We start from the raw sequence: 24,623 nt of genomic DNA on the forward strand, positions 1-24,623 counted from the left end.
GCAAAAGCCCGCAGCTTTGGTTAGTCTTGCCCGGCGCCACGCGGCGACCCCAGCGAACGAACCGAGGCCCTGCATGAAATTCACCACCATCTCCATTGCCCGCAAGCTCAAATTCTACCAACTGCTGGTGTTCGACCAGGTGCTGCAAAGCGGCTCGCTGGTACGCGCGGCCCAGGCGCTGAACCTGACCCAGCCGGCGGTGACCAAGATCATCCACGAGCTGGAATCCTATTTCGACGCACCGCTGCTGGTACGCAGCAACCGCGGGGTCACGGCCACCGAGCTCGGCGAACTGGTGGTACTGCGGGCCAAGTCGCTGCTGGCCGAACTGCGCTCGCTGACCGACGAGGTCAACGCCTTTCAGGAAGGCACCGCGGGCCAGGTCATGGTCGGCACGCTGATTTCCGCCTCGACCTCGCTGCTGCCCAAGGCCATTCGCCTGCTCAAGCAACGGGCGCCCGGGGTCCTGGTGTCGTTGCGCGTAGGGCAGATGGACCAGTTGTTCCCGGCGCTCGCGGTGGGCGAAGTGGACCTGGTGGTGGGCCGGGTTCCGGACGACTGGAGCTGGCGCAACCAGTCGCCGAGCCTGGACGTCGAGGTGCTGTATGGCGAAGAGTTGAGTGTGGTCGCTGGGGCCGCGCACCCGCTGCATGGCAAGGGCGCCATCAGCCTGCACGACCTGCACGCCTACCCCTGGGTGCTGCCGACCCGCGACTCGCTGCTGCGCCGCACGTCCGACCAGATGTTCGCCGCCGCCGGGCTGTCGACGCCGGACAATGTTGCAGAGTCGCTGTCGATCCTGACCAACCTCAGCCTGATGCAGGACCAGCGCACCGTGGCCCTGATGCCCTACGAGGCGACCCTGCAGTTTGTCGCGGCCGGCATGCTCAAGGCCTTCGATCTGGGGGCTCCGATGCAGTTCGGCGATATCGGCTGTTTCTTCTCCAATGCCCGCAACCTGGGCCCGGCCGCGCGCCTGTTCCGCGAATGCCTGTACCTGGCCGCCCGCGAAGATTCGGACCCACAGCAGGCCAGCCTCGAGACCTGAACCCATGTATTCCAATCACTAATAGACAACCCGGAGTATTTGATTATTAACTAATACTTGGCCTGCCTACACTCGCTCCGAAACCCAAGTTCCGGAGGTTCGCGTGTCCACTGCCCTGCCCCTGTTGCGCCATTTCATCGCCGGCGAATTTGTCGCCAGCGCCAAGACCTTTGCCAACATCTCGCCCATCGACGGCCGCCAGCTGAGTCAGGTCTGCGAGGCCGACGCCCATCAGGTCGACCAGGCCGTGGCCGCCGCCCGCGCTGCCCAGGCAGGCCCCTGGGCCGCTTACAGCAGCAGCCAGCGCGCCGACATGCTGCTGCGCATCGCCCAGGGCATCGAGCAGCGTTTCGAAGAGTTCGTGGCCGCCGAAGTCGCCGACACCGGGCGCCCGGTGCATCAGGCGCGAACCCTGGACATCGCCCGCGCCGTGCACAACTTCCGCACCTTCGCCGAGCTGCTGCGCCAGTCCGGCGGCGAGTATTTCGAGATGCGCGCCGCCGATGGCAACGAGGTGTTCAGCTACACCGTGCGCAAACCCCATGGCGTGGTGGCGATCATCTCGCCGTGGAACCTGCCGCTGTTGCTGCTGACCTGGAAAGTCGCCCCGGCCCTGGCCTGCGGCAACTCGGTGGTGGTCAAGCCGTCGGAAGACTCGCCCTCCAGCGCCACCCTGCTGGCCGAGGTCATGCGCGATGCCGGCCTGCCCAGCGGCGTATTCAACCTGGTGCACGGCTTCGGCCCGCAGTCCACGGGCGAGTTCCTGACCCGCAACCCGGACGTCGACGCCATTACCTTCACCGGCGAGACCCGCACCGGTTCGACCATCATGAAAGCCGCCGCCGAAGGGGTGCGTGAAGTGTCCTTCGAACTGGGGGGCAAGAACGCAGCGGTGGTGTTTGCCGACTGCGATTTCGACGCCGCCGTGGCCGGGGTCTTGCGCTCAAGCTTCAGCAACTCGGGCCAGGTCTGCCTGTGCTCGGAACGGGTGTACGTCGAACGGCCGATCTACGAGCGGTTTGTCGCGGCCATGGCGGCCGGGGCCGAGGCACTGAAGATCGGCTACCCGGATGAAGACGGGGTCAACATGGGCTCGCTGATCTCCCACAAGCATAGGGACAAGGTCCTCGGCTATTTCCAGCTGGCCCGGGATGAAGGCGCGACCCAGGTCACCGGGGGCGGCGTGCCGCACTTTGGCGATGCCCGGGACAACGGCGCCTACGTGCAGCCGACCATCTGGACCGGGCTCGGCGACGACGCGCGCTGCATGCGCGAAGAGGTGTTCGGCCCGGTGTGCCATATCGCCCCGTTCGACAGCGAGGACGAAGTGGTGCGCCGGGTCAACGATTGCGCCTACGGCCTGGCCACTGCCCTGTGGACCCGCGACCTGAAGCGCGCGCACCAGGTGTCGCGGCGTTTTCACGTGGGCATGGTGTGGGTCAATACCTGGTTCCTGCGCGACCTGCGCACCCCGTTCGGCGGTGCGCGGCTGTCGGGCCTGGGTCGCGAAGGCGGCCACCATTCCCTGGATTTCTACTCCGCGATCACCACCATTTGCGTCAACCCTTGAGCGGGAGCTTCCCCATGCATGCAGCACTTCTTCAAGCCGCCGAGCGCCTGCACCAGGCCCAGCTCACCGGCCAGCCCTGCGCCCCGCTGCGCGAGCTGATCGCCAGCGCCCAGGCCGACCTGCCGCAACAGGCCGCCATCGACCTGGCCTATGCCGTGCAACGCCATAACAACCAACGAGCGATTGCGGCCGGACGGCGCCCGGTGGGGCACAAGATCGGCCTCACCTCGCGCGTCGTGCAGCAACAGCTGGGAGTGGAGCAACCGGACTTCGGCCAGCTGTTCGCCGACATGGCCCGGGGTGATGGCCAGCCCATCGCCTGGACCGACACCCTGCAACCCAAGGTCGAGGCGGAGATCGCCCTGATCCTGGAGCACGACCTGACCCATGAGCGGCACACCGTGGCCGACCTGATCCGCGCCACCGCCTTTGCCCTGCCGGCCATCGAAATCGTCGGCAGCCGCATCGCCAACTGGGACATCCGCCTGCTCGACACCATCGCCGACAACGCCTCCTCCGGCCTGTTCGTGCTCGGCAGCCGCCCGGTGCCACTGGCGACCCTGGACCTGGTGCGCTGCGGCATGCACATGACCCTGCGCGGCGAGCCGGTCTCGGTCGGCGCCGGCGCGGCCTGCATGGACAACCCGCTGAACGCCGCCCTGTGGCTGGCCGACACCCAGGTGCGCCTCGGCCAGCCCCTGCGTGCCGGCGACGTGCTGCTCACTGGAGCCCTGGGGCCGATGGTCGTGGCCCGGCCCGGCGACAGCTTTACCGCGCATATCCAGGGCCTGGGCAGCGTCACCGCCGCCTTCGCCGCCGCGCACTGAACAAGGACTGGCACATGCAACCGAAAATAAAAGCCGCCATCATCGGCTCGGGCAATATCGGCAGCGACCTGATGCTGAAGATTCTGCGCCAGGCCCGGCACCTGGAGATCAGCGTGATGGTTGGCATCGACCCCGCCTCCGACGGCCTTGAACGCGCGCGCCGGCTGGGCGTGGCCACCACCCATGAAGGGGTCGAAGGCCTGCTGCGGATGCCGCAGTTCGCCGAGATCCAGATCGTGTTCGACGCCACCTCGGCCACCGCCCACGTGCGCAACGACGCCCTGCTGCGCCAGGCCCGGCCGGGCATCCGCCTGATCGACCTGACCCCGGCGGCCATCGGCCCGTATTGCGTGCCGGTGGTCAACCTGGAACACAACCTCGACCAGCTCAACGTCAACCTGATCACCTGCGGCGGCCAGGCGACCATTCCCATGGTCGCTGCGGTGTCACGGGTAGCGACCGTGCATTACGCGGAAATCATCGCCTCGATCGCCAGCAAATCCGCCGGTCCCGGGACCCGGGCCAATATCGACGAGTTCACCGAAACCACGGCCAAGGCCATCGAAGTCATCGGAGGCGCAGCCAGGGGCAAGGCGATCATCGTCATGAACCCGGCCGAGCCGCCGCTGATGATGCGCGACACGGTGTACGTGCTGTCGGCCGCCGCCGATCCGCAGCGGGTCGCCGCCTCGATCGAAGAGATGGCCGCGGCGGTCCAGGCCTATGTGCCCGGCTATCGCCTCAAGCAGCAGGTGCAGTTCGACCCGATCAACGCCGACGCGCCGTTGTACCTGCCCGGGATCGGACGCTTCAGTGGCCTCAAGACCTCGATCTTTCTTGAAGTCGAAGGCGCCGCCCACTACCTGCCTGCCTACGCCGGCAACCTCGACATCATGACCTGCGCCGCGTTGGCCACCGCCGAACGCATGGCCCAGTCCATGAGCCACTGCCGCTGAGGAACCGCGCCATGACTGCAATCCCCAACACCCCGCTGTACATCAGCGACGTGACCCTGCGCGACGGCATGCACGCCGTGCGCCATCAATACTCACTGGACCAGGTGCAGCGCATCGCCCAGGCCCTGGATGCCGCCCGGGTCGACAGCATCGAAGTGGCCCACGGCGACGGCCTGCAAGGCTCCAGCTTCAACTACGGGTTCGGCGCCCACAGCGACCTGGAGTGGATCGAAGCCGCCGCCGACGTGGTGCGCCACGCCCGGATCGCCACCCTGCTGCTGCCCGGGATCGGCACCGTGCATGACCTCAAGGCCGCCTACAACGCCGGTGCCCGCATCGTGCGGGTCGCCACCCATTGCACCGAAGCCGACGTGTCGCGCCAGCACATCGAGGCCGCCCGGGAACTGGGCATGGACACCGTGGGTTTCCTGATGATGAGCCACATGCTGGCGCCAGCCGAACTGGCCCGGCAGGCGCTGCTGATGGAAAGCTACGGCGCCACCTGCATCTACGTGGTCGACTCCGGCGGCGCGATGAACATGCAGGACATTCGCGAGCGCTTCCGTGCCTTCAAGGCCGTGCTCAAGCCCGAGACCGCGACCGGCATGCACGCCCACCACAACCTCGGCCTGGGGGTGGCCAACTCCATGGTCGCCGTGGAAGAAGGCTGCAACCGCATCGACGCCAGCCTTGCCGGCATGGGCGCCGGCGCCGGCAACGCACCGCTGGAAGTGTTTATCGCCGCCGCCGACAAGCTCGGCTGGGACCACGGCACCGACCTCTATGCCTTGATGGATGCCGCCGACGACCTGGTGCGGCCCCTGCAGGATCGCCCGGTGCGGGTCGACCGCGAAACCCTGGCTCTGGGCTATGCCGGGGTCTATTCGAGCTTCCTGCGCCACGCCGAAGTGGCCGCCGCCCGGTACGGCCTGAAAACCGTCGACATCCTGGTCGAGCTGGGCCGCCGGCGCATGGTCGGCGGCCAGGAAGACATGATCGTCGACGTCGCCCTCGACCTTCTCGCCCACCCTCAGGAGCAGCGCCCATGACCCCCGATACCGCCCGTATCGCCCACGCCCTCGACCAGGCCGCGCGCCGCGCCGAAGCCCTGGTGCAATTCAGCAGCGTCACCCCGTTCAGCCTGGAACAGGCCTACCGGATCCAGCGCGCCTCGATGCAGCACCGCTACGCCGATGGCGAACGCATGATCGGCGTGAAGCTGGGGTTTACCAGCCGCGCGAAGATGATCCAGATGGGGGTCGACAGCCTGATCTGGGGCTGGCTGACCGACGCCATGCTCGAAGAGGACGGCGGCCTGGTGGACCTGTCGCGCTACATCCACCCCCGGGCCGAACCCGAGCTGTGCTTTCTCACCAAACGCGCCATCGACGGCCCACTGACCCAGCTCGAAGCCGCCGACTACCTGGAAGCGGTGGCCCCGGCGATCGAGATCATCGACTCGCGCTACCAGGCCTTCAAGTTCAGCCTGGAGGACGTGGTGGCGGATAACTGTTCATCGGCCGGGCTGGTGTTGGGCGCCTGGTCCCGGGATTTCAGCGGCCTGGCCAATGCCGGGGTGCTGTTGCGTGTCGACGGACGCCTGGTGGAATGCGGCTCCAGCGCGGCGATTCTCGGCCATCCGTTGCGCAGCCTGGTGCAGGCCTCGCAGCTGTTGGCCAAGGCCGAAATCGCCCTGCCGGCCGGCAGCCTGATCATGGCCGGCGCCGCCACCGCTGCGGTTGCCCTGGTGCCCGGGAGCCACGTCGCGGTGGAGATCGCCGGCTACGGCGAATGTGGCTTCACCTGCAGCGGCACCCGCCCGGGAGTCGCGCCATGACCGCCAGCCGCTCGACCGTGGTGGCCGGCAAGGCCACGCCCCGGGGGCGCTTCCCCCATATCCGGCGCGCAGGGGATTTTCTCTATGTCTCGGGCACCAGCTCGCGGCGCCCGGACAACAGTTTCGACGGGGTCGAAGTCGACGCCATGGGCACCACCTGCCTGGACATTCGTGCCCAGACCCGCGCCGTCATCGAGAACATTCGCGATATCCTCGCCAGCGAAAATGCCGGCCTGCAGGACCTGGTGGAACTGTGCAGCTACCTGGTCGATATGAACGACTTCGGCGGCTACAACCAGGTCTACGCCGAGTACTTCAATGAAAGCGGCCCGACCCGTACCACCGTGGCCGTGCATCAATTGCCGCACCCGCACCTGCGGATCGAAATCAAGGCCGTGGCCTACGCCCCGCTCGATCGCGGTGGCGCCCCAGAACAACAATAAAAAAGAGCACCTCGAACATGGACAAGCATCACTACAGCCCACCCTTCAACTTCAACCGCTGGATCGACGAACACGCACACCTGCTCAAGCCCCCCGTGGGCAACCGCCAGGTGTGGCAGGACGCCGATTTCATGGTCACGGTGGTCGGTGGCCCGAACCAGCGCACCGACTTTCACGATGACCCGGTGGAGGAGTTTTTCTACCAGTTCCGGGGCAACGCCTACCTCAATATCTGGGACCGTGGGCGCTATGAGCGCATCGATTTGCGCGAGGGCGATATCTACCTGATGGCGCCCCACGTCATCCACTCGCCCCAGCGCCCGGAGCCCGGCAGCCTGTGCCTGGTCATCGAGCGCCAGCGGCCCCAGGGCCTGCATGACGCGCTGCAATGGTCGTGCGCCCATTGCGGCACCCTGATCAAGCGCTACGAGATGCAGTTGCAGAGCATCGTCCACGACCTGCCGCCGGTGTACGAACAGTTCTACGCCACCAGCGACAGCGAGCGGCGCTGCAATGAATGCGGCGAAACCCACCCTGGCCGCGACTGGCAGACCTGGCACCGAACCCTCAACGCAGCGAAGCACCCATGAAAATCGATATCCACTCGCACTTCTTCCCCCCCATCAGCCAGGCCGAGGCGGCTCGGCTCAACCCCGAGCGCGCGCCCTGGTTGCAGCGTGAGGGGCGCAAGGGCCAGATCATGGTCGGCGACAAGGCCTTTCGCCCGGTGCACGACGTGCTCTGGGACCCGCAGCGGCGCATCGAGCACCTCGACGAGCAAGGCCTGGACCAGCAGGTCATGTGCGCCACGCCGGTGATGTTTGCCTACGACGCGCCCATCGCCAAGGCCCTGCCCTGGGCCCAGTTGATGAACGACCGCGCCCTGGAAATGACCGCCAGCGCTCCCGAGCGACTCAAGGTCCTGGCCCAGGTGCCACTGCAGGACCTCGACGCCGCCTGCCGCGAAGCCAGCCGGGCCAAGGCCTGTGGGCACATCGGGGTGCAGATCGGCAACCATGTGGGCAACCATGACCTGGACCACGACAACCTGGTGAGCTTCCTCACTCACTGCGCCCACGACAACATCCCGGTGCTGGTGCACCCCTGGGACATGATGGGCGGCGAACGCATGAAAAAATGGATGCTGCCGTGGCTGGTGGCGATGCCGGCGGAGACCCAGTTGGGGATTCTATCGCTGATCCTGTCCGGGGCCTTCGAGCGCCTGCCCGAGTCGCTGCGTATCTGCTTCGCCCATGGTGGCGGCGGCTTTGCCTTTTTGCTGGGGCGGGTGGACAACGCCTGGCTGCACCGCGACATCGTGCGCGAGGACTGTCCGCAGTTGCCGTCGAGCTACGTCAAACGCTTCTTCGTCGACTCGGCGGTGTTCGACCCGGGCGCGCTCAAACTGCTGGTGGACGTGATGGGCAGCGACCGGGTGATGCTCGGTTCCGACTCGCCCTTCCCCCTCGGCGAGCAACGCATCGGTGCCGGGGTCCTGGAACACCCGCAACTGGACCGCGCCCAGCAGGCACAGATCCTCGCCGGCAACGCCCAGGCCTTCTTCGACCTGCACTGATCCCCGGGCCCCGACGGCCCACCCCCTGTCTGACGGCGCTGGTACAACGCGCCGGGCGTGCCCGGTAACGGGCGACTGTGGCCGCCAGACAGCTTCGCTGCGCTCAACTCCAACAACAATCACAAGGAGCAAGCCATGTCCCACAGCACGCAAAACCTCACTGAACTGATCGACCAGAGCCCGCTCTCGCGTTTGCAGATACGGGTGCTGGTCCTGTGTTTCCTGGTGGTATTGCTGGACGGTTTCGACACCGCCGCCATCGGCTACATCGCCCCGGAACTCCTGCAAAGCTGGCACATCGAGCGCGCCCAACTGGCGCCGGTGTTTGGCGCCGGGCTGTTCGGCATGCTACTGGGCAGCTTCTGCTTTGGCCCCCTGGCCGACCGCCATGGGCGCAAGAGCGTGCTGCTGGTGTGTGTGCTGATTTTCGCCCTCGGCACCCTGGCCTCGGCGATCTCGCCGTCGGTGGAGGTGCTGGCGGTGTTGCGTTTTATCACCGGCATCGGCCTGGGCGGGGTGCTGCCCAACTGCATCACCCTGAGCTCCGAATACTCACCGGCGCGGCGGCGCATGCTGCTGGTCACCCTGAGTTATTCCGGGTTTACCCTGGGCCTGGCCCTGGGCGGCGCGGTGGCCGGGGTGCTGCTGCCCCTGGTGGGCTGGCAGGGCTTGCTGTTGATCGGTGGCCTGGCGCCGCTGCTGCTGTGGCCGGTGTTGTGGTTCGCCTTGCCCGAGTCGGTGTGTTTCATGGCCGACAGCCCGCGCCATCAGGCCGCGTTGCGGCGCACGGTGGAGCGCATCAGCGGGCGCGAGGATTGGCACGGTGTGCGCTTTATCGGCGACGCCGCGCAACGCGCCGGGCACTCGTCGGTGGCGGCGCTGTTCAGCCAGGGCCAGATGGCCCGCACCCTGCTGCTGTGGCTGACCTTCTTCTGCTGCCTGTTTGTGTTCTACCTGCTGACCAACTGGCTGCCCACCGTGCTCCGCGGCAGCGGCTACAGCACGGCGAATGCGGCGCAGATCAGCGCGATGATTCCCCTGGGCGGAGTGCTCGGCGGGATCGCCATGGCCTTGCTGATGGACCGCCTGGGCGCCCTGCGCGTGCTGCCGCTGCTGTGCCTGACCGGCGCCGTGGCCCTGGCCTGCACCGGCAGCCAGTTGGAGCACGGCGCACGCTTGCTGGCGATTGTGTTCCTGGCCGGTTTCAGCCTGACCGGGACCCTGAACAACCTCAGTGTCCTGGCCGCGACCCTGTACCCCACCCGCTCGCGCGCCACGGGCGTCAGCTGGGCACTGGCCGCCGGGCGCGCCGGCTCGATCATCGGTTCGATGCTCGGCGGCTGGATCTTCAGCAGCGCGGGCGACCTGCCGCAGTTCTTTATCTGGATCGCGGTGCCGGTGCTGATCGCCAGCCTGGCGCTGATGCTGATGAACAGCCAGGGCCGGCACCAGGAGGCGTCGGTCGAGAGCTGATGGCCAGGTACTGCTGAACCTGAAAAAAATGCCGCTGCGCCCAACAGGCCCAGCGGCATTTTTTATGCGGCAACCGGCTTAGAAAATATCCAGCGGGTAGTCGGTGATCAGGCGGAACTCATCGATATTGCCCTCGCCCTGGGCCGCATTGGCGCGGTGCCAGGTTTGCCGCAGGCGCAGGCTCAGGTCCTTGAGCGGGCCGCTCTGCACCACGTAACGGGCTTCGAGGTTGCTCTCGCGGTGGGTGCCGTCCTTGCCGTAGAAACCAGCGTAGGGGCTGCCCACCGGCATGTGCGTACCGTCGATGCCGGAGCCGCGCAGGTAGCGCGCCATCAGCTTCAGGCCCGGTACGCCGTAGCTGTCCATCGCCAGGTCGTAGCGCAATTGCCAGGAGCGTTCGTTGGGGCCGTTGAAGTCCGAATACTGCGCCGAGTTCGGCAGATAGATCGACGCCCCCTGGTCGCGGCCATTGCGCCCGTTGCGGTCGATATCGCCCACCCCGAGGTAGTCGAACGGCGTGTTGCCATCCACATTCTGCAGGGCCAGGGTCAGGCGATGGGCGCCCAGGCCGTAGAACACCGATGCGCCAAGGGTGGTGTTGTCGATGGCCCCGGCCTTGGCCTGGCCGGTGTCGACGGTGCGGTACAGGTTCAGGTCGAAGCCCACTTGCTGGCGCTCGTCCAGGTCGGTACTGCCGTTGAAGTTGGCGTAGTACTGGTTCCAGATGTCTGCAAAGCGTGCGGTGTACAGGCTGGCACCGAGCTTGTCGCTGAACTGGTAGTCGGCACCCAGGTAGTCCACCGACGGCGTGGTGACCCCGGCGTAGAACGCCCAGAGATCACCGTCACTGTTGGTGGTGACGTGGCCGCTGGCCGAGGTGAAGTGCCCGGCCCGCAGCGTCAGGCCTTGCACTTCCCGGCTGTCGAGGGCAAAGCCGGTGGCGGCCTGGGGAATCAGGCGGTTGTGGCCGACGGCGAACACCGGGGTGTCCACCGACTGCTCGCCGTAGCGCAGCACGGTCTCGGAAATCCGCAGCTTGAGCGCCGCGCCACCCTTGGAGTATTCGTCCGCCGGTTTGCCGTTATCGTGCACCGGCAGGTTGTAGGTGCCGATCTTGCCGCCCGAGGCATCCAGCTTCAGGCCCAGGGTGCCGAAGGCATCGACCCCGACCCCGACCGTGCCTTGGGTAAAGCCGGAGCTGAAACGCGCGATAAAGCCCTGGGTCCAGTCTTTGCGGTCGCGGCGCCCGTCCTGGATGCTGCGGTTGAGGTAGTAGTTGCGGCTGAGCAGGGTCAGGTGGCTGTCTTCGATAAAGCCGCTTTCGCCCTCGCCAGCCGCGGCCGCCAACGGCAGCGAGCACAGCAGGGGCAGCAGCAACAGGGTATGGGGATGGGTTGGTTGACGCATGGGTGCCTCTTTTCTTGTTGTTGTAATAAGCCTGCACGCGCCATCGCGCACAGCCGTGAGCCCAAGCCGATAAGCGGCCCGGAACGGTCCAGGAGGGTCAGGGTGAAGGTGGGGCCGTGTCCGGCCCCGGGTACTCAGTGACGGATCGGCAACGGCTTGGGGGCGTCTGCAATGAGGGGCGCCTTGTGCCGGAAACGCAGGAAGTAAATCAGCAGGATCACCCCCAGGAACGGCAGGCCGATCCACAGGGTCAATTCGAACTCGGCGGTGAACAGCGTGGTGACCATCACCGCCAGCATCAGCAGCAACCCGCCGAGGCTGGTCCAGGGGTAGCCCCAGAGTTTGAACGCCAGCGGCTGGTCGCCCTGTTGCCGACGAAAGAACAGGTGGGTAAGGAAGATCCCGGCCCAGGTGAACATCGCGCCGAACATGGCAATCGACATCATCAGGGTGAAGGCCTTGTCGGCGTACGCCAGGTAGAGCAAGGTCGCCAGGGCAATTCCCAGGGACGACAGCAGCAGCGCCGGCAACGGCACGCCCTTCTCGCTGAGCTTGCCGAACACCGCCGGGGCCTGTCCCGCGCGCGACAGGCTGAACATCAGCCGGGTGGTGATGTACAGCTGGCTGTTCATCGCCGACAGCGCGGCAATCAGGATCACCGCGTTGAACACCGCGCCCGCATAGGGAATGCCGGTGGCCGCCATCACCGTGACGAACGGGCTTTCGCCACCGCTGTTTTTGCCCCAGGGCACAATGGCCAGGACCAGCGCGATGGTCAGCAGGTAGAACACCACCAGCCGCACCACGGTAATGCGAAAGGCGCGGGTCACGGCCTGTTGCGGGTCCTTGGCCTCGCCGGCGGCGACCGCGATCATCTCGATGCTCAGGTAACTGAAGAACGCCACGATCACCGCCACCCAGGTGCCCCACAGGCCATTGGGGAAGAACCCGCGGTCATTGCTGTAGTTGGCAAAGCCGATGCTCGATTGGGCCGGGGCGTCGAACACCACCCAGGCGCCGAGCAGGATAAAACCGACGATGGCGCACAGCTTGAGCAAGGAAAAAACATACTCGATGCTGCCGAACACTTTGACGCTGAAGGCGTTGGCCAGAATCAGCGCCATCGAGAAGGTGACCATCCAGTAGCCACCCGGCACCTCGGGGTACCAGTACTTCATGTACATCGCCGCCGCGGTGATTTCGGTGCCCACGGCAAACACGATGGAGGCCCAGTAGGCATAGCGGATGGCGAAGCCGAACCAGGGCGCGACGTAGAACTCGGCGAACGAGCCGAACGAACCCGAGGTCGGGTGGCGCACGGTCATTTCCGCCAGGCAGCCCATCAGCAGCAGCGCGATCACCGCGCCGATGCCGTAGCTGATCAGCACGCTGGGGCCGGCAAAGCCGATGGCGAAACCACTGCCCAGGAACAGCCCGGTACCAATGGCGCCACCGATGGCGATCATCGACAGCTGGCCACTGGTCAGGCTCTGCTTGAGGCCTTTTTCGCGGTCTGAAACCTGTTCGAATGTGCGTGTTGTTTTTGTCATGACATTCATGCTCCAGGGCTTGGCGTGGGAACTCAGGTCACCGATTTACGGGCGAGGAATTCCGGGCGATCCCATTCTTGTTGTTCAAGGATGTGTTTGAGGGCGGCCACGGCATCCCAGACATCCTGGTAACCGTTGTAGAGCGGCGCGAAACCGAAGCGCAAAAGGTCCGGCGCGCGGAAGTCGCCGATGATGCCGCGCGCGATCAGTGCCTGCATCACCGCGTAGGCCTGGGCATGGGCCAGGGACACCTGGCTGCCGCGCTGCCCGGCCTCGCGCGGGCTGCGCAGCTCCACACCGAGCCCGCCCAGGTGCTGATCGCAGAGCTCGATGAACAGGTCGCCCAGGGCTTCGCTCTTGGCCCGCAGGGCGCTCATGTCGACGTCGTCGAACACCTCCAGCGCGGCCTCCAGGGCCAATACCCCGAGTTGCGGCGCGGTGCCCACCAGCATGCGGTCGATGGTCGGGTGCGGGACGTAGTCGTGGGTGAAATCAAAAGGCTTGGCGTGGCCGTGCCAACCGGTGAGCGGCTGGCGCACCTGGGGAATATGGCGTTCGGCGACAAACACGAATGCCGGCGCTCCCGGGCCACCGTTGAGGTATTTGTAGCCACAGCCCACGGCGAAGTCGGCGCCGGCCTGGTTCAGCTCGATGGGCATGGCCCCGGCCGAGTGGCACAGGTCCCAGACCACCAGCACCCCGAGTTCGTGGGCACGGGCGGTAATGGCCGCCATGTCGTAGCGGCGCCCGGACTTGAAGTTGACGTGGGTCAGCGAGAGGATCGCCACGTCTTCGCCAAGGGCGTCCAGCACCTGCTCCGGCTCCACGCAGCGCAACTCGCAGGCGGTCAGCTCGGCCACGCCCTGGGCGATGTACACGTCGGTGGGGAAGTTGCCGCGCTCGGCCAGAATCACCTTGCGCCCCGGCTGCATGCGCAGGGCCGCCACCAGCACCTTGAACAGGTTGATCGAGGTCGAATCGGCGACGATCACCTCATGTCCCTGGGCTCCGATCAGCCGGGCGATTTTGGCGCCGGTGCGCTGCGGCGCCGGGTACCAGTCGGCATCGTTCCAGGACCGGATCAGGCCCTGGGCCCACTCCTGGCGCAAGACCTTGTCCATGCGCTCGGGCACATGGGCCGGCATCGCGCCAATGGAGTTGCCATCGAAGTAGATCTGGTCCCTGGGCAAATCAAAACGTGCGCGAAAACGCCTGAGTTCATCCACCTGGTCAAGATGAACGCAATAATCGCGCGTACGGAGCGGGGTCGAGCTGGACATACGGATCCCTCGGGGCATTGTTCTTATTAGTCGGTGCGGCAGACAGCCCACAGACGCCCGCGGATCCTAACTCCGGCATCCATTACCCGATAATAGAAAAGGTGACCCTGGGTATTCCAAATCGACATAGACATCGCAAGCGCTGCAGCCCTCGCGAACACCCCGCGGGGAAACCCCGCGGGAAACCCCCTGTAGCCGCTCGGGCCGCGTTTGGACGCTGGCCCGTGAGGACACCGTGGCGCATCAAGGCACGAGGATTATTTTCTCGCTGGTGCCTTGGTTGACCTGTGCGTAGCGCTCCAGCCCCTGTTCCAGGGGCGCTTCTACCAGGCCTTCGGGCAATGGCAGCAAGCCTTGATCGAAGAACCGACCAAACTGCTCCAGCATCAGGGCGCAGGCGTCGACGCCGTACAGCAGAGAGTTGATCCCCACCAGCGAGCCGCCCCGCCGGTACAGGGCCAGGGCCGGCAGTTGCACGTGGCCGTCGACCGGTGCGGCGATGATCGCGATGCGACCAAACGGGGCCAGGGCCGGCACCGCGGCCGGCAACCAGAAGCCGGTGGTGTCGAAAATCACCTCGGCACCGCCGCTGTAGAGGTCATTGACCTGCGCCGCCAAGGCTTCGGACTCGGTCAATTGCAAGGTGGCATACCCCTGGGCCCGCAGCGCCTCGGCCTGCTCGGGTCGACGCACCGCCGCCAGTACCTGGGCACCGCTGACCTTGGCCAGGGCCAGGGCCGCAGTGGCCACGGCACCACCGCCGATCACCAGCAGACGCGTACCCGAGCCCACCTGGCTGCGTTGCAAGGCATCCCAGGCCGTGGTGTACGGCACCCCCAGGCTGGCGGCCTGGGCAAAACTCAGGTGCCGGGGTTTAGGCGCCACGCCCTTGGCCGACAGCACCACGTACTCGGCATGGCAGCCATCGGCGAAAAAGCCCAGTTCCTTGCCGGTGCCCCAGACTTCCTGCCCCAGCAGCGCCTGCGGCCCGTCCACCACCACCCCGGCAAAATCGCGCCCGGGGATGCGCGGCAAGGTGGTGTAGGGAAAGCGCCCCAGCACGTTCTTCACATCACTGGGGTTGAGGCCCGCCGCCTTGATCTGCACCAATACCTGCCCGGCGCCCGGCACCGGGGTCGGCACCTCGACCGATTGCAGCGCCGCGAGGTCACCGGTACGGGAAAATTGCAGTGCTTTCATAAGTGTCTTCATCCAACTGAGTAAGGGGTTTCAGGACCACCAGCCACTGAGCCACTGCCGCCCGATGGGCCACAGCTGCTCCCCGGCCAACATGCCGAGCAGGCCCACCAGGGCGATGGCCGGAGGTGCCGGAGAACGAACGTTCAGGGCGCCATAGAGCAAGCCGACGCCCAGGCCGATGGCCAGGGAAATGAGGTAACTCATGACAGACTCCATGGGGGGCGGGAGTGATTGGGCATGCCGCGAGTGTAGGCAGGTGCCTCCCAGGCGATCGGTCAAGGGCTTCTGAATTTCGGCCAAGATGAGGCGCGACACCGGGTCGACGCACGGCCATCGCCAGCGCCCTTGCCCTGCCCCGGCGCTGTCAGCCCGCTGCGCGCAGGCCCTGCTCCGCGCCGTACTGCGACGGCGCCACTCCCAGCTCGCGGCGGAACATGTCGCTGAAGCTGCTGGGGGAATAGCCCAACGCCCGGGCGATGCTGCCGATCGGCACGCCCTGGATCAGCTCGGCGGCGGCCGTGGCCAGTTGCACCTGGCGGCGCCACTGCGCAAAGCCCATGCCCAGACCATCCTTGAACAGCCGGGCCAGGGTGCGCACGCTGGCCCCGGCCGCATCGGCGTGCTGCTCGAAGGAAATGGCCAGGGACGGTGCAGCCATCACCGCCTGGCACAGGTTCATCAGCCGTCGCTCGCCACCGTCCGGCAGGGGGATTTTCAGCAACGAACGCCGGGCCCGGCGCAGCTCCAGCAAGGCCAGCCCCACCAGCGCCTCGTAGTACTCCGGCTGCGGCTGATCCTGTTCGACCAGACGCACGATCAACTCGCGCAGCAGGTTATCCACCTGCAACACCTGGACCTGGCTGTCCAGCGTCGCCGCCAGGGACGGGCGCAGGTAGATATTGCGCATCTGCAGGTCGCTGACCACGCGAATGCCGTGGGGCACCCCCGGTGGCAACCACACCGCGCGCTGGGGCGGCACCACCAGCGCCTCGCTGGGCGTCTCGACCCACATCACCCCGCTCATGGCGTACAGCAACTGGCCCCAGACATGCTGATGCGGCTCGATAAACAGCCCGCGCGGGTAGGTGCGCGCCAGGGGTTGCACCGGCACATCGGTATCGCTGAGGTCGGGAGGCGTGGCAAGGGCCATGACAAGGCACGTGATTGATCGAGGGGTGGCCATGGTAACCAGCCGCTCCGGGCGCCGCCAGCGCCCGCAGATCCCCCCGAACGGAGCCCTGTGCACTGCGCGACGAACCCGTTCGAATGAATCGGCGCCAAGGGCTCTACCGCTGGTGCCGCCGCCGGGCAATCGGAGTGAATTATTTGCGCCACGCAGGATCACTTAACCATCACAGGGAGAATTAATGGCTTTATGAACAACGCAAAACTTTTCGTCATCGAATACACCCTGCACGGCACGCCGAAGTCTTTCATCATCCGCCTGGACAAGATGGACAACGCCGAAGCCTGGCATTGGGCAAGCTGCGATGCAGGGGTCGGCCGGATCGGGCGTTTCGGTCGGGAGCAGGTGAAAAAAACCAGCAAGCCGCTGGCGGAGAAATTCGGCATCGAAAACGTGACATGGCGCCCGTCAGTCTGAAACCTCAGGCTTGATCCCGATAAAGCAGATTCACCTTCATCACGCCAGGCGTTGAAAGCGGAGCCCTACCCGGCTCCGCCTGTCATTGGCCGTCAGCCCTCCCCGGAACCCTCGGCACATTTGCAGCCCTCGGTCGATGCACAGGGCTGGCCCTGGGCATGGTGCTCGGCACAGCCTTCGCAGCAGTAGTGCTTGCCCTGATGGACGATGGCATTGGCGCCGACTTTGCATTTGCAGCTCGGGCAGGCACAGGTCTGATCATTCATGGTGTGACTCCTTTGGCAGTGGTCGTCAGGGCGCAGGGTTTTTCCGCCCCTGAAACAGTGACTGCCTGGGGTGAAAGCAAGTTCCGGGAACTTGACGCTCGCTCAAGCTCAAGCAACGCGGCTCGGCGCCGGCTAAGATAGCCGCCCCACCGCCCGCCCCGACAGGACGTCACCATGCGCAAGGAATACCTGGCCTTTTTCAGCTCGCTGTTTGTCTCGCGGCTGGCAGATCAGATTCTGCTATTCCTGGTGCCGCTGATCGTGTTCCAGACCACCGGCAGCGCTGCCTGGGCCGGCCTGGCGTTTTTCATTGAATCACTGCCGCGCTACCTGGCCTTTCCGGTGTGCGGCGCCCTCTGCGACAAGTACTCGCCGATCAAGGTGCTGCACATCAGCCAGGTCTACCGGGCCCTGGCCTGTGTGCTGGCGATGGCGCTGCACGGGGTCTTCGGCGGGATCGGCTGGGTGATCGCGCTCTCGGCGCTGTGCGGGGTGCTGACCACCCAGGGCCTGATGGCCCGGGAAGTGCTGTTGCCGCACATCTTCAGTGATTACAGCTACACCAAGACCCTGTCCTACTCGCAGATTGCCGATCAGGCCGGCCTGGTGCTCGGGCCCCTGGTGGCCGCGCTGCTGCTGGAATTCTGCGCCTGGCACTGGGTGGTGCTGTGGGTGGCCGGGCTGTTCCTGCTGGCCGACCTGGGGATGGGAGTGTGGCAGCGCCACAACCGCACCCCCCTGGAAAGCTTCGATCAACACCGGGATATCTGGCTGCAACCGCTGCGCATCGCCTTCCGGCATATCGGCGAGCAGCCGCAACTGCAGAAAATCATCACCCTGGCGGTCGGGGTCAACCTGATCATCGGCGTGACCCTGGCCACCTCGGCGGCCATGGTCATCGGCCAGTACAGCGCCAGCAAAGATGACTACGCCAGCCTGCAAGCGGTCGGCGCCCTGGTGACCATCGGCATCCTGCTGTTTCTCGCCCGCGTCACCCTGCCATTGCGGGTGCTGGGGCTGGTGGCCTACCTGATGATTGGCGGCGGCGCCTTTATCTGCGCCCTGAGCCCGGGGCTGTCGGGCTATGTGCTGGGTTTTTTGCTGATTGTCGGCTTCGACAAAATGTTCAATGTCTATATCCGCAGCCTGCGCCAGCAAGTGATTCCGACCCGGGACTTCGGCAAGACCGTGGGCGTGCTGACCCTGCTCAACAACCTGTCGCAACCCCTGGCCGGTTTGCTGGTGGCGCTGCTGGCCACGCCCTGGGGCACACAACGGGTGATCCTGGCCCTGGCCGGGCTCAGTGCGCTGATCGGCATCGGCGCGCTGTGGCGCTTCGGCAGCGGCGCCAGACCTGAGCGGGGCTGATCAGTCCCAGCCCTCCAGGCGCAAGGTGGCGCGCACCAGGCGCTGCTCTTCGTTTTCGATTTCCCGCAGGTTGTCGCAGATGCTCTGGATATGGGCCACCGCCGCCTTGCGCGCCTGTTCGGGCAGGCGGCCGGTCACGGCGTTGTAGAGCCGCGCATGCTGGCGATCGATCTGGCGTTTCTGCACGTCGCGGTGATAGAGGTTGTTGACCGAGGCGAACACCGAGCTCAGTAGCAGATCGGTCAATGAAGCCAGGGTCTGCACCAGCACCGGGTTATGGGAGGCCTCGCAGATCGCCAGATGGAAGGCATGATCGAGCCGGGCGTGGGCCGAGGCCTCAAGCGTCTGCTCGCGGGCGTCGACCAGGGCCTGATAGGCGCGGCCGATCAACACAAAATCGGCCTCGGTGCCACGCAATGCCGCCAGGCGCGCCGACTCGCCTTCCAGCAGGCTGCGCACCTCGAACAGGTCATACAGGGTCCGCGGCTGGGAGCTGAACAGGTGCATCAACGGCGAGGCCGGGCCCTGCCCCGACAAGTCCGCGACGAACGAGCCCTTGCCCTGGGCGGTGTCGATAATGCCCCGCGCCCGCAGCAGTTGCAGGCCTTCGCGCAAGGCGGTGCGCGAGACGCCGAGTTTTTCCGTGAGCCGTCGCTCCGAGGGTAAGCGCTGCCCGGTCTTGAGCACGCCGTCGACGATCAAGCGCTCGATGCGCTGGCACACCACGTCTGCGACATGGGGTTGTGGCGGGGTATGGCTGGCGCTCATGGGCTCTCCAACTGGTATGACCAGAAGCGACCGCTAAACCCCGGCCACCGACTGGGCGATTCAAGCCATTGAAATGCGTGGTTTTAAGTCGACCCGCAAGCAGTCACCGCTGCACAAACTGGTTCGACCACCCTGGCGCCCGATGGACAGTAAAGCCCGCCGGGCCAATGATGCAAGGCAGCCGTTGCTGACAACGCGCCCTAATAAAAACAACTCAGGGTCATTAGCCGCCCATGAATATTCTCTACGACGAACGCGTCGACGGTGCCCTGCCGACGGTGGACAAAGCCGCATTGCTCAAGACCCTGCAAGCGCGCTTGCCGGACCTGGAGCTGCTGCATCAGCTGGAAGAATTGCGCCCCTATGAGTGCGACGGGCTCTCGGCGTACCGCACCACGCCGATGCTGGTGGCCCTGCCGCGCCACCTCGACCAGGTGCAGACCCTGTTGCAGATCTGCCATGAATGGCGGGTTCCGGTGGTGGCACGCGGCGCTGGCACCGGGTTGTCCGGCGGCGCCCTGCCCCTGGAAAAAGGCCTGCTGCTGGTGATGGCGCGCTTCAACGCCATCTTGCACATCGACCCGGCAGCCCGCATCGCCCGGGTCCAGCCAGGGGTGCGCAACCTGGCAATCTCCCAGGCGGCGGCGCCCTTTGGCCTGTATTACGCGCCCGACCCGTCGTCGCAGATCGCCTGCTCCATCGGCGGCAACGTTGCGGAAAACGCCGGTGGCGTGCACTGCCTGAAATACGGGCTGACGGTGCACAACCTGTTGCAGGTGGACGTGCTCACCGTCGAGGGCGAGCGCCTGACCCTGGGCAGCGAAGCCCTGGATTCCCCGGGGTTCGACCTGCTGGCGCTGTTCACCGGTTCCGAAGGCATGCTCGGGGTGATCACCGAGGTCACGGTCAAGCTGCTGCCCAAGCCGCAGATCGCCAAGGTGCTGCTGGCGGCGTTCGACTCGGTGGAAAAGGCCGGCGCCGCGGTGGCCGACATCATCGCCGCCGGCATCATCCCCGGTGGCCTGGAGATGATGGACAACCTGGCGCTGCGCGCCGCCGAAGACTTTATCCACGCCGGCTACCCGGTGGAGGCCGAGGCCATTCTGCTGTGTGAGCTGGACGGTGTGGAAGCCGATGTGCACGACGACTGCGAGCGGGTGCGCGCCGTGCTGGAACGCGCCGGCGCCACCGAGGTGCGCCAGGCCCGGGACGAAGCTGAACGCGTGCGCTTCTGGGCCGGGCGCAAGAACGCGTTTCCGGCGGTGGGCCGGCTGTCACCGGATTACTACTGCATGGACGGCACCATCCCCCGCCGCGAACTGCCCGGGGTGCTCAAGGGCATTGCCGCGCTGGCCGCCGAGTACCAGTTGCGGGTGGCCAACGTGTTTCATGCCGGCGACGGCAATATGCACCCGCTGATTCTGTTCGATGCCAACCAGCCCGGCGAACTGGACCGCGCCGAAGCCCTGGGGGGCAAGATCCTCGAACTGTGCGTCAAGGTCGGCGGCAGCATCACCGGCGAACACGGCGTCGGCCGGGAAAAAATCAACCAGATGTGCGCCCAGTTCAACAGCGACGAGTTGACCCTGTTCCACGCGGTCAAGGCCGCCTTCGACCCCGGCGGCCTGCTCAATCCGGGCAAGAACATCCCGACCCTGCATCGCTGCGCCGAATTCGGCGCAATGCATGTGCACCTGGGGCAACTGCCCTTCCCTGAGCTGGAGCGTTTCTGATGACCGGGCCACAGAACGTCGACGCCAGCGCCAGCCTATTGGAACAGGTCAACCAGGCCCTGCTGCGCCGCACACCGCTGCGGATCCAGGGCGGCAACAGCAAGGCCGGCCTCGGGCGCCCCACCGAGGGCCAGGTGCTCGACACCCGCGCCCATCGCGGCATCGTCAGTTACGACCCGACCGAACTGGTGATCACCGTCCGCGCCGGCACCCCGCTGCACCAGCTGCACGCCGCACTGGAGCGCACCGGGCAGATGCTGCCCTGCGAGCCGCCGAGCCTGGGGGCCGAGGCCACTGTTGGCGGCATGGTCGCCGCCGGGTTGTCCGGGCCACGGCGGCCGTGGTCGGGCTCGGTGCGCGACTTTGTGCTCGGGACCCGGGTCATCACCGGCACCGGCAAGCACCTGCGCTTTGGCGGCGAAGTGATGAAAAACGTCGCCGGCTACGACCTTTCGCGCTTGCTCGCCGGCAGTTTCGGCTGCCTCGGCCTGCTCACCGAAGTCTCTCTGAAGGTCCTGCCCAAGCCCCGGCAGTGCCTGAGCCTGGCCCTGGAAATGGACAGCGCCCGGGCCTTGGCCAAGCTCGCCGAATGGGGCCAGCAGCCACTGCCGATCAGTGCCGCCAGCCACGATGGCCAGCGCCTGCACCTGCGGCTGGAGGGCGGCGCCGGATCGGTGGCGGCGGCCCACGAGCGTCTGGGGGGCGAGCCATTGGCGTCCGCCTACTGGAGCGACCTGAACGAACAGCGCCTGGCATTTTTTGCCCAGGCACTGCCGCTGTGGCGCCTGTCGCTGCCGACCAACACCGGCCCCCTGGACCTGCCCGGCGAGCAGTTGATCGATTGGGCCGGGGCCCAGCGCTGGCTCAAGTCCGACGCCAGTGCCGAACAGATCCGCGCCCGGGTCCAGGCCGTCGGCGGGCATGCCACCTGCTACCGTCCGGGCCTGATCGACAGCCCGTTCCAGCCGCTGGCGCCGACCCTGCTGCGCTATCACCGGCAACTCAAGGCACAACTGGACCCGCAAGGGATCTTCAACCCGGGCCGACTGTACGCGGAGCTTTGAACCATGCAGACCACGTTGAGCGACCAGGCGCGGCAACTGCCCCGCGCCGCAGAGGCCGAACGCATCCTGCGCAGTTGCGTGCATTGCGGTTTCTGCAACGCCACCTGCCCGACCTATCAGCTGCTGGGGGATGAACTGGATGGCCCGCGCGGGCGGATCTACCTGATCAAGCAGGTGCTCGAAGGCCAGCCGGCGACGGTCAAGACCCAGCAGCACCTGGACCGCTGCCTGTCGTGCCGCAACTGTGAAACCACCTGCCCCTCCGGGGTCGACTACCACAACCTGCTGGACATCGGCCGCGCGCTGGTGGACGCCACGGTGCCGCGCCCGCTGGGCCAGCGCCTGCTGCGCCAGGGGCTGAGGGCGCTGGTGCCCAACCCGCAGTTGTTCAAGGCCCTGGTCAACAGCGGCGAACGCTTGCGCCCGCTGCTGCCCCAGGCCCTGCAAGGCAAGCTGCCGCGCCGGGTCCAGGTGGCCGAGGCGCGCCCCGGCAACGCCCATGTGCGCCAGGTGCTGCTGCTCGAAGGCTGTGTGCAGCCGGGGCTGTCGCCCAATACCAATGCCGCCACGGCACGGGTCCTGGACCGCCTGGGCATCGGCATCCGGCCCGCGCCCCAGGCCGGCTGCTGCGGCGCTGTGGACTATCACCTGGATGCCCAGGAAGCAGGCCTGGATCGGGCGCGACGCAATATCGACGCCTGGTGGCCACTGCTGGAAAACGGCGCCGAAGCCATCGTCCAGACCGCCAGCGGCTGCGGCGCCTTCGTCAAGGATTACGCGCACCTCCTGGCCCACGACCCGCGCTATGCGGCCAAGGCCGAACGGGTCAGTGCCATGGCCCGCGACCTGGTGCAGGTCCTGGGCGACGAACCCCTGGAACAACTCGGCGTCCACGGCGAGCAGCGCCTGGCCTTCCACTGCCCCTGCACCTTGCAGCACGCGCAGAAACTCGGCGGCGCGGTAGAGGCGGTGCTCGTGCGCCTGGGCTTCAACCTCACGGCGGTGCCCGACAGCCACCTGTGCTGCGGCTCGGCGGGCACCTATTCACTGACCCAGCCCGAGTTGGCGCGACAACTGCGTGACAATAAACTCAGCGCCCTGGAAAGTGGCCACCCCGATGTCATCGTCACCGCCAATATCGGCTGCCAGACCCACCTCGACGGCGCCGGCCGCACGCCGGTCCGGCACTGGATCGAACTGGTGGACGGTGCATTGCCCCATCAGCCCCCTGCTCCCCGGAGAACCCCATGAACAGCAAAGCCGTATTGAGCCAGACCGAAGTCAGCCAGATCCTTGCCGCCGCGCGCGACGAGGCCCAGGCCAACCAGTGGGCGGTGAGCATCGCCATCGTCGATGACGGCGGCCATCCACTGGCCTTCGAACGCCTGGACGGCGCCTCGCCGGCCAGTGCCTATATCGCCACCGAAAAGGCCCGGACTTCGGCCCTGGGTCGCCGCGAATCGCGGCTCTACGAAGAGATGGTCAACGGCGGGCGCACGGCGTTTCTCTCGGCACCGCTGTTGATCTGCCTCGAAGGCGCGGTGCCGATCATCGTCGACGGCCAGGTGGTCGGCGCCATCGGGGTGTCGGGGGTCAAGTCCGAGCAGGACGCCCAGGTTGCCCGCCGCGGCGCCCAAAGCCTCGGCTGAATCCCCCGTGGCTCAGGCCTGGCGGGCACTGCTGCGGTACATGAACAGCAGCGCCAGGGCCAGGCAGACCATCGCCAGCACCCGGCTGCCCGACAACTCGATGGCCGGGTTGCCGAGCCAGCCGAAGTTGTCGATCAGCATGCCCATGCCCAGTTGCCCGACGATCACCGCCACCGTGGCCACCGCCGTGCCAACCCGGGGCACCGCGCCGACCATGACCATCATGTACACCACACCGAACAGCGCGCCGGCCAGTTGCCACTTGGGCACATCAAGCAGACTCACGGCGTGCGCCGGCTCGAAAAAAACAATCAGCAGCGCCGTCACCACCGCGCCCACGGCAAAAGTCAGCAGGCTGCTGCGCAGGACCCCAACCGTCTCTCCCAGGCTCCCATTGATCGCCGCCTGCACACTCAACACCGCACCGGCGGCCACTACCACAACCAACAATAGAATCAGGCTCATGCTTAACCTCGGGCAATCAGGACAAGGGCGGCGACAATCAGCGCCAGGGCCAGCCAGCGCTCGCCGTTGACCCGCTTGCGGGCACTGCCGAACCAGCCGAAATGGTCGATCAACACGCTCTTGCCGACCTGGCCGGAGAGGATCGCGATCATGGTCATGGCAATGCCGATATGGGGCGTGGCCAGGGTCAGCACCACCACATAGATCGGCCCCAGAAAGCCGCCGATCAACTGCCAGCGCGGCAGCTCGCTGAAGGCCGGGCCCTGCTGGCGGCCGCTGAGCAGCAACAGCAGAAACAGCAGCGCCGCACCGACGCCGAAGATGCTCAAGGTCGCCCACAGGTGCCCGACTTGCACCCCCAGCGGCCCGAGCAGCCCGGCCTCCACCGACAGGCCCATGCCGGCGAGGATCACCAGCGGCAGCAGCAACAGGCGCAGCCAGGGGTTGGGAACGGGGGCCGCCACGGCCGGGGTCGGGGCTGCCGCGACGTGATCAAGGGAAGAAGCCTGCATGGGAAACCTGCGTCAAGGAGTAAGGGAA

At 66.4% G+C, this 24,623-nt stretch carries 26 protein-coding genes; 16 read left to right on the plus strand and 10 right to left on the minus strand.

Annotated features, from left to right (window positions below):
* Positions 1-73: 73 nt before the first annotated feature.
* The 10 genes from AC19YX_RS05075 to AC19YX_RS05120 all read left to right on the plus strand — a co-directional run bounded on the left by AC19YX_RS05075 (position 74) and on the right by AC19YX_RS05120 (position 9,730).
* Complete coding sequence (locus AC19YX_RS05075) at positions 74-1,048, plus strand: LysR substrate-binding domain-containing protein (RefSeq protein WP_500605806.1); 975 nt, start codon at positions 74-76, stop codon at positions 1,046-1,048.
* A gap of 103 nt (positions 1,049-1,151) precedes the next feature.
* Entirely contained in the window at positions 1,152-2,618 is a 1,467-nt protein-coding gene (locus tag AC19YX_RS05080) for a 2-hydroxymuconic semialdehyde dehydrogenase (protein ID WP_078473651.1), read from the plus strand.
* A gap of 14 nt (positions 2,619-2,632) precedes the next feature.
* On the plus strand, positions 2,633-3,445 hold the full coding sequence (locus tag AC19YX_RS05085; protein ID WP_500605807.1) for a 2-keto-4-pentenoate hydratase: 813 nt from the start codon (positions 2,633-2,635) through the stop codon (positions 3,443-3,445).
* A gap of 14 nt (positions 3,446-3,459) precedes the next feature.
* Positions 3,460-4,401 carry an acetaldehyde dehydrogenase (acetylating) gene (locus AC19YX_RS05090; protein ID WP_500605808.1) on the plus strand — a complete coding sequence of 314 codons (942 nt, stop codon included), beginning with the start codon at positions 3,460-3,462 and terminating at the stop codon, positions 4,399-4,401.
* 11 nt (positions 4,402-4,412) lie between these two features.
* The gene (gene mhpE, locus AC19YX_RS05095) at positions 4,413-5,450 is read left to right on the plus strand and encodes a 4-hydroxy-2-oxovalerate aldolase (protein WP_500605809.1); all 1,038 of its coding nucleotides are present in this window, start codon (positions 4,413-4,415) and stop codon (positions 5,448-5,450) included.
* Complete coding sequence (locus AC19YX_RS05100; RefSeq protein WP_500605810.1) at positions 5,447-6,238, plus strand: 2-keto-4-pentenoate hydratase; 792 nt, start codon at positions 5,447-5,449, stop codon at positions 6,236-6,238. The genes mhpE and AC19YX_RS05100 overlap by 4 nt, the downstream gene beginning before the upstream one ends.
* Positions 6,235-6,681: a RidA family protein gene (locus AC19YX_RS05105; RefSeq protein ID WP_500605811.1), complete on the plus strand. Its 447-nt coding sequence runs from the start codon at positions 6,235-6,237 to the stop codon at positions 6,679-6,681. Before AC19YX_RS05100 ends, AC19YX_RS05105 begins: the two co-directional genes overlap by 4 nt.
* 17 nt (positions 6,682-6,698) lie before the next feature.
* Positions 6,699-7,271 carry a 3-hydroxyanthranilate 3,4-dioxygenase gene (locus AC19YX_RS05110; RefSeq protein ID WP_078473657.1) on the plus strand — a complete coding sequence of 191 codons (573 nt, stop codon included), beginning with the start codon at positions 6,699-6,701 and terminating at the stop codon, positions 7,269-7,271.
* Complete coding sequence (locus AC19YX_RS05115) at positions 7,268-8,257, plus strand: amidohydrolase family protein (protein ID WP_500605812.1); 990 nt, start codon at positions 7,268-7,270, stop codon at positions 8,255-8,257. The genes AC19YX_RS05110 and AC19YX_RS05115 overlap by 4 nt, the downstream gene beginning before the upstream one ends.
* Before the next feature lie 135 nt (positions 8,258-8,392).
* On the plus strand, positions 8,393-9,730 hold the full coding sequence (locus AC19YX_RS05120) for an MFS transporter (RefSeq protein ID WP_500605813.1): 1,338 nt from the start codon (positions 8,393-8,395) through the stop codon (positions 9,728-9,730).
* A gap of 78 nt (positions 9,731-9,808) precedes the next feature.
* On the opposite strand, the gene AC19YX_RS05125 is transcribed toward AC19YX_RS05120, so the two are convergent.
* The 6 genes from AC19YX_RS05125 to AC19YX_RS05150 all read right to left on the minus strand — a co-directional run bounded on the left by AC19YX_RS05125 (position 9,809) and on the right by AC19YX_RS05150 (position 16,317).
* Entirely contained in the window at positions 9,809-11,137 is a 1,329-nt protein-coding gene (locus tag AC19YX_RS05125) for an OprD family porin (RefSeq protein ID WP_500605814.1), read from the minus strand.
* Between the two features lie 134 nt (positions 11,138-11,271).
* Complete coding sequence (locus AC19YX_RS05130; protein ID WP_500605815.1) at positions 11,272-12,687, minus strand: amino acid permease; 1,416 nt, start codon at positions 12,685-12,687, stop codon at positions 11,272-11,274.
* 32 nt (positions 12,688-12,719) lie between these two features.
* Positions 12,720-13,967, minus strand: a complete 1,248-nt coding sequence (kynU, locus tag AC19YX_RS05135; RefSeq protein WP_500605816.1) for a kynureninase — start codon at positions 13,965-13,967, stop codon at positions 12,720-12,722.
* 243 nt (positions 13,968-14,210) lie between these two features.
* Positions 14,211-15,167 carry a quinone oxidoreductase family protein gene (locus AC19YX_RS05140; protein ID WP_500605817.1) on the minus strand — a complete coding sequence of 319 codons (957 nt, stop codon included), beginning with the start codon at positions 15,165-15,167 and terminating at the stop codon, positions 14,211-14,213.
* A 30-nt stretch (positions 15,168-15,197) separates the two neighbouring features.
* Positions 15,198-15,371: a DUF1427 family protein gene (locus tag AC19YX_RS05145; protein WP_020294512.1), complete on the minus strand. Its 174-nt coding sequence runs from the start codon at positions 15,369-15,371 to the stop codon at positions 15,198-15,200.
* Positions 15,372-15,531: 160 nt separating this feature from the next.
* Positions 15,532-16,317 carry an AraC family transcriptional regulator gene (locus AC19YX_RS05150; protein ID WP_500605818.1) on the minus strand — a complete coding sequence of 262 codons (786 nt, stop codon included), beginning with the start codon at positions 16,315-16,317 and terminating at the stop codon, positions 15,532-15,534.
* 225 nt (positions 16,318-16,542) lie between these two features.
* Here AC19YX_RS05150 and AC19YX_RS05155 point away from each other — a divergent pair, with 225 nt between their 5' ends.
* Complete coding sequence (locus AC19YX_RS05155) at positions 16,543-16,770, plus strand: DUF6555 family protein (RefSeq protein WP_020294514.1); 228 nt, start codon at positions 16,543-16,545, stop codon at positions 16,768-16,770.
* A gap of 92 nt (positions 16,771-16,862) precedes the next feature.
* On the opposite strand, the gene AC19YX_RS05160 is transcribed toward AC19YX_RS05155, so the two are convergent.
* Complete coding sequence (locus AC19YX_RS05160; protein WP_078473665.1) at positions 16,863-17,036, minus strand: metallothionein; 174 nt, start codon at positions 17,034-17,036, stop codon at positions 16,863-16,865.
* A gap of 174 nt (positions 17,037-17,210) precedes the next feature.
* Here AC19YX_RS05160 and AC19YX_RS05165 point away from each other — a divergent pair, with 174 nt between their 5' ends.
* On the plus strand, positions 17,211-18,404 hold the full coding sequence (locus tag AC19YX_RS05165) for an MFS transporter (protein WP_500605819.1): 1,194 nt from the start codon (positions 17,211-17,213) through the stop codon (positions 18,402-18,404).
* Here the strand turns inward: AC19YX_RS05165 and glcC are convergent, their stop codons facing one another.
* Positions 18,405-19,172 (minus strand): transcriptional regulator GlcC, encoded by a 768-nt coding sequence (gene glcC / locus AC19YX_RS05170; RefSeq protein ID WP_201130412.1) that lies wholly within the window; start codon positions 19,170-19,172, stop codon positions 18,405-18,407.
* A gap of 233 nt (positions 19,173-19,405) precedes the next feature.
* Here glcC and glcD point away from each other — a divergent pair, with 233 nt between their 5' ends.
* The 4 genes from glcD to AC19YX_RS05190 are packed head-to-tail and all read left to right on the plus strand — an operon-like array spanning position 19,406 to position 23,618.
* Positions 19,406-20,905 carry a glycolate oxidase subunit GlcD gene (gene glcD, locus AC19YX_RS05175; protein WP_500605820.1) on the plus strand — a complete coding sequence of 500 codons (1,500 nt, stop codon included), beginning with the start codon at positions 19,406-19,408 and terminating at the stop codon, positions 20,903-20,905.
* Entirely contained in the window at positions 20,905-21,969 is a 1,065-nt protein-coding gene (gene glcE / locus AC19YX_RS05180) for a glycolate oxidase subunit GlcE (RefSeq protein ID WP_500605821.1), read from the plus strand. The genes glcD and glcE overlap by 1 nt, the downstream gene beginning before the upstream one ends.
* Before the next feature lie 3 nt (positions 21,970-21,972).
* Positions 21,973-23,220: a glycolate oxidase subunit GlcF gene (gene glcF, locus AC19YX_RS05185; protein WP_500605822.1), complete on the plus strand. Its 1,248-nt coding sequence runs from the start codon at positions 21,973-21,975 to the stop codon at positions 23,218-23,220.
* Positions 23,217-23,618 (plus strand): GlcG/HbpS family heme-binding protein, encoded by a 402-nt coding sequence (locus AC19YX_RS05190; RefSeq protein WP_500605823.1) that lies wholly within the window; start codon positions 23,217-23,219, stop codon positions 23,616-23,618. Before glcF ends, AC19YX_RS05190 begins: the two co-directional genes overlap by 4 nt.
* Before the next feature lie 12 nt (positions 23,619-23,630).
* On the opposite strand, the gene AC19YX_RS05195 is transcribed toward AC19YX_RS05190, so the two are convergent.
* On the minus strand, positions 23,631-24,083 hold the full coding sequence (locus AC19YX_RS05195; protein ID WP_500605824.1) for a DMT family transporter: 453 nt from the start codon (positions 24,081-24,083) through the stop codon (positions 23,631-23,633).
* Between the two features lie 2 nt (positions 24,084-24,085).
* Positions 24,086-24,595: a DMT family transporter gene (locus AC19YX_RS05200; protein WP_078473673.1), complete on the minus strand. Its 510-nt coding sequence runs from the start codon at positions 24,593-24,595 to the stop codon at positions 24,086-24,088.
* Positions 24,596-24,623: the final 28 nt, after the last annotated feature.

The sequence above is a fragment of the Pseudomonas sp. MF09150 genome (genome assembly GCF_059862355.1).

Excerpts from the sequence above, each read along its gene's own strand:
- AC19YX_RS05125 (WP_500605814.1), bottom strand. The coding sequence starts at position 11,137 with ATGCGTCAACCAACCCATCCCCATACCCTGTTGCTGCTGCCCCTGCTG.
- AC19YX_RS05115 (WP_500605812.1), top strand. The coding sequence starts at position 7,268 with ATGAAAATCGATATCCACTCGCACTTCTTCCCCCCCATCAGCCAGGCC.
- AC19YX_RS05085 (WP_500605807.1), top strand. The coding sequence starts at position 2,633 with ATGCATGCAGCACTTCTTCAAGCCGCCGAGCGCCTGCACCAGGCCCAG.
- AC19YX_RS05190 (WP_500605823.1), top strand. The coding sequence starts at position 23,217 with ATGAACAGCAAAGCCGTATTGAGCCAGACCGAAGTCAGCCAGATCCTT.
- AC19YX_RS05110 (WP_078473657.1), top strand. The coding sequence starts at position 6,699 with ATGGACAAGCATCACTACAGCCCACCCTTCAACTTCAACCGCTGGATC.
- AC19YX_RS05130 (WP_500605815.1), bottom strand. The coding sequence starts at position 12,687 with ATGACAAAAACAACACGCACATTCGAACAGGTTTCAGACCGCGAAAAA.
- AC19YX_RS05195 (WP_500605824.1), bottom strand. The coding sequence starts at position 24,083 with ATGAGCCTGATTCTATTGTTGGTTGTGGTAGTGGCCGCCGGTGCGGTG.
- AC19YX_RS05160 (WP_078473665.1), bottom strand. The coding sequence starts at position 17,036 with ATGAATGATCAGACCTGTGCCTGCCCGAGCTGCAAATGCAAAGTCGGC.
- AC19YX_RS05105 (WP_500605811.1), top strand. The coding sequence starts at position 6,235 with ATGACCGCCAGCCGCTCGACCGTGGTGGCCGGCAAGGCCACGCCCCGG.
- AC19YX_RS05145 (WP_020294512.1), bottom strand. The coding sequence starts at position 15,371 with ATGAGTTACCTCATTTCCCTGGCCATCGGCCTGGGCGTCGGCTTGCTC.
- AC19YX_RS05140 (WP_500605817.1), bottom strand. The coding sequence starts at position 15,167 with ATGAAAGCACTGCAATTTTCCCGTACCGGTGACCTCGCGGCGCTGCAA.
- AC19YX_RS05100 (WP_500605810.1), top strand. The coding sequence starts at position 5,447 with ATGACCCCCGATACCGCCCGTATCGCCCACGCCCTCGACCAGGCCGCG.
- kynU (WP_500605816.1), bottom strand. The coding sequence starts at position 13,967 with ATGTCCAGCTCGACCCCGCTCCGTACGCGCGATTATTGCGTTCATCTT.
- AC19YX_RS05200 (WP_078473673.1), bottom strand. The coding sequence starts at position 24,595 with ATGCAGGCTTCTTCCCTTGATCACGTCGCGGCAGCCCCGACCCCGGCC.
- mhpE (WP_500605809.1), top strand. The coding sequence starts at position 4,413 with ATGACTGCAATCCCCAACACCCCGCTGTACATCAGCGACGTGACCCTG.
- glcE (WP_500605821.1), top strand. The coding sequence starts at position 20,905 with ATGACCGGGCCACAGAACGTCGACGCCAGCGCCAGCCTATTGGAACAG.
- AC19YX_RS05120 (WP_500605813.1), top strand. The coding sequence starts at position 8,393 with ATGTCCCACAGCACGCAAAACCTCACTGAACTGATCGACCAGAGCCCG.
- AC19YX_RS05165 (WP_500605819.1), top strand. The coding sequence starts at position 17,211 with ATGCGCAAGGAATACCTGGCCTTTTTCAGCTCGCTGTTTGTCTCGCGG.
- AC19YX_RS05155 (WP_020294514.1), top strand. The coding sequence starts at position 16,543 with ATGAACAACGCAAAACTTTTCGTCATCGAATACACCCTGCACGGCACG.
- AC19YX_RS05075 (WP_500605806.1), top strand. The coding sequence starts at position 74 with ATGAAATTCACCACCATCTCCATTGCCCGCAAGCTCAAATTCTACCAA.
- AC19YX_RS05150 (WP_500605818.1), bottom strand. The coding sequence starts at position 16,317 with ATGGCCCTTGCCACGCCTCCCGACCTCAGCGATACCGATGTGCCGGTG.
- AC19YX_RS05090 (WP_500605808.1), top strand. The coding sequence starts at position 3,460 with ATGCAACCGAAAATAAAAGCCGCCATCATCGGCTCGGGCAATATCGGC.
- glcD (WP_500605820.1), top strand. The coding sequence starts at position 19,406 with ATGAATATTCTCTACGACGAACGCGTCGACGGTGCCCTGCCGACGGTG.
- glcF (WP_500605822.1), top strand. The coding sequence starts at position 21,973 with ATGCAGACCACGTTGAGCGACCAGGCGCGGCAACTGCCCCGCGCCGCA.
- glcC (WP_201130412.1), bottom strand. The coding sequence starts at position 19,172 with ATGAGCGCCAGCCATACCCCGCCACAACCCCATGTCGCAGACGTGGTG.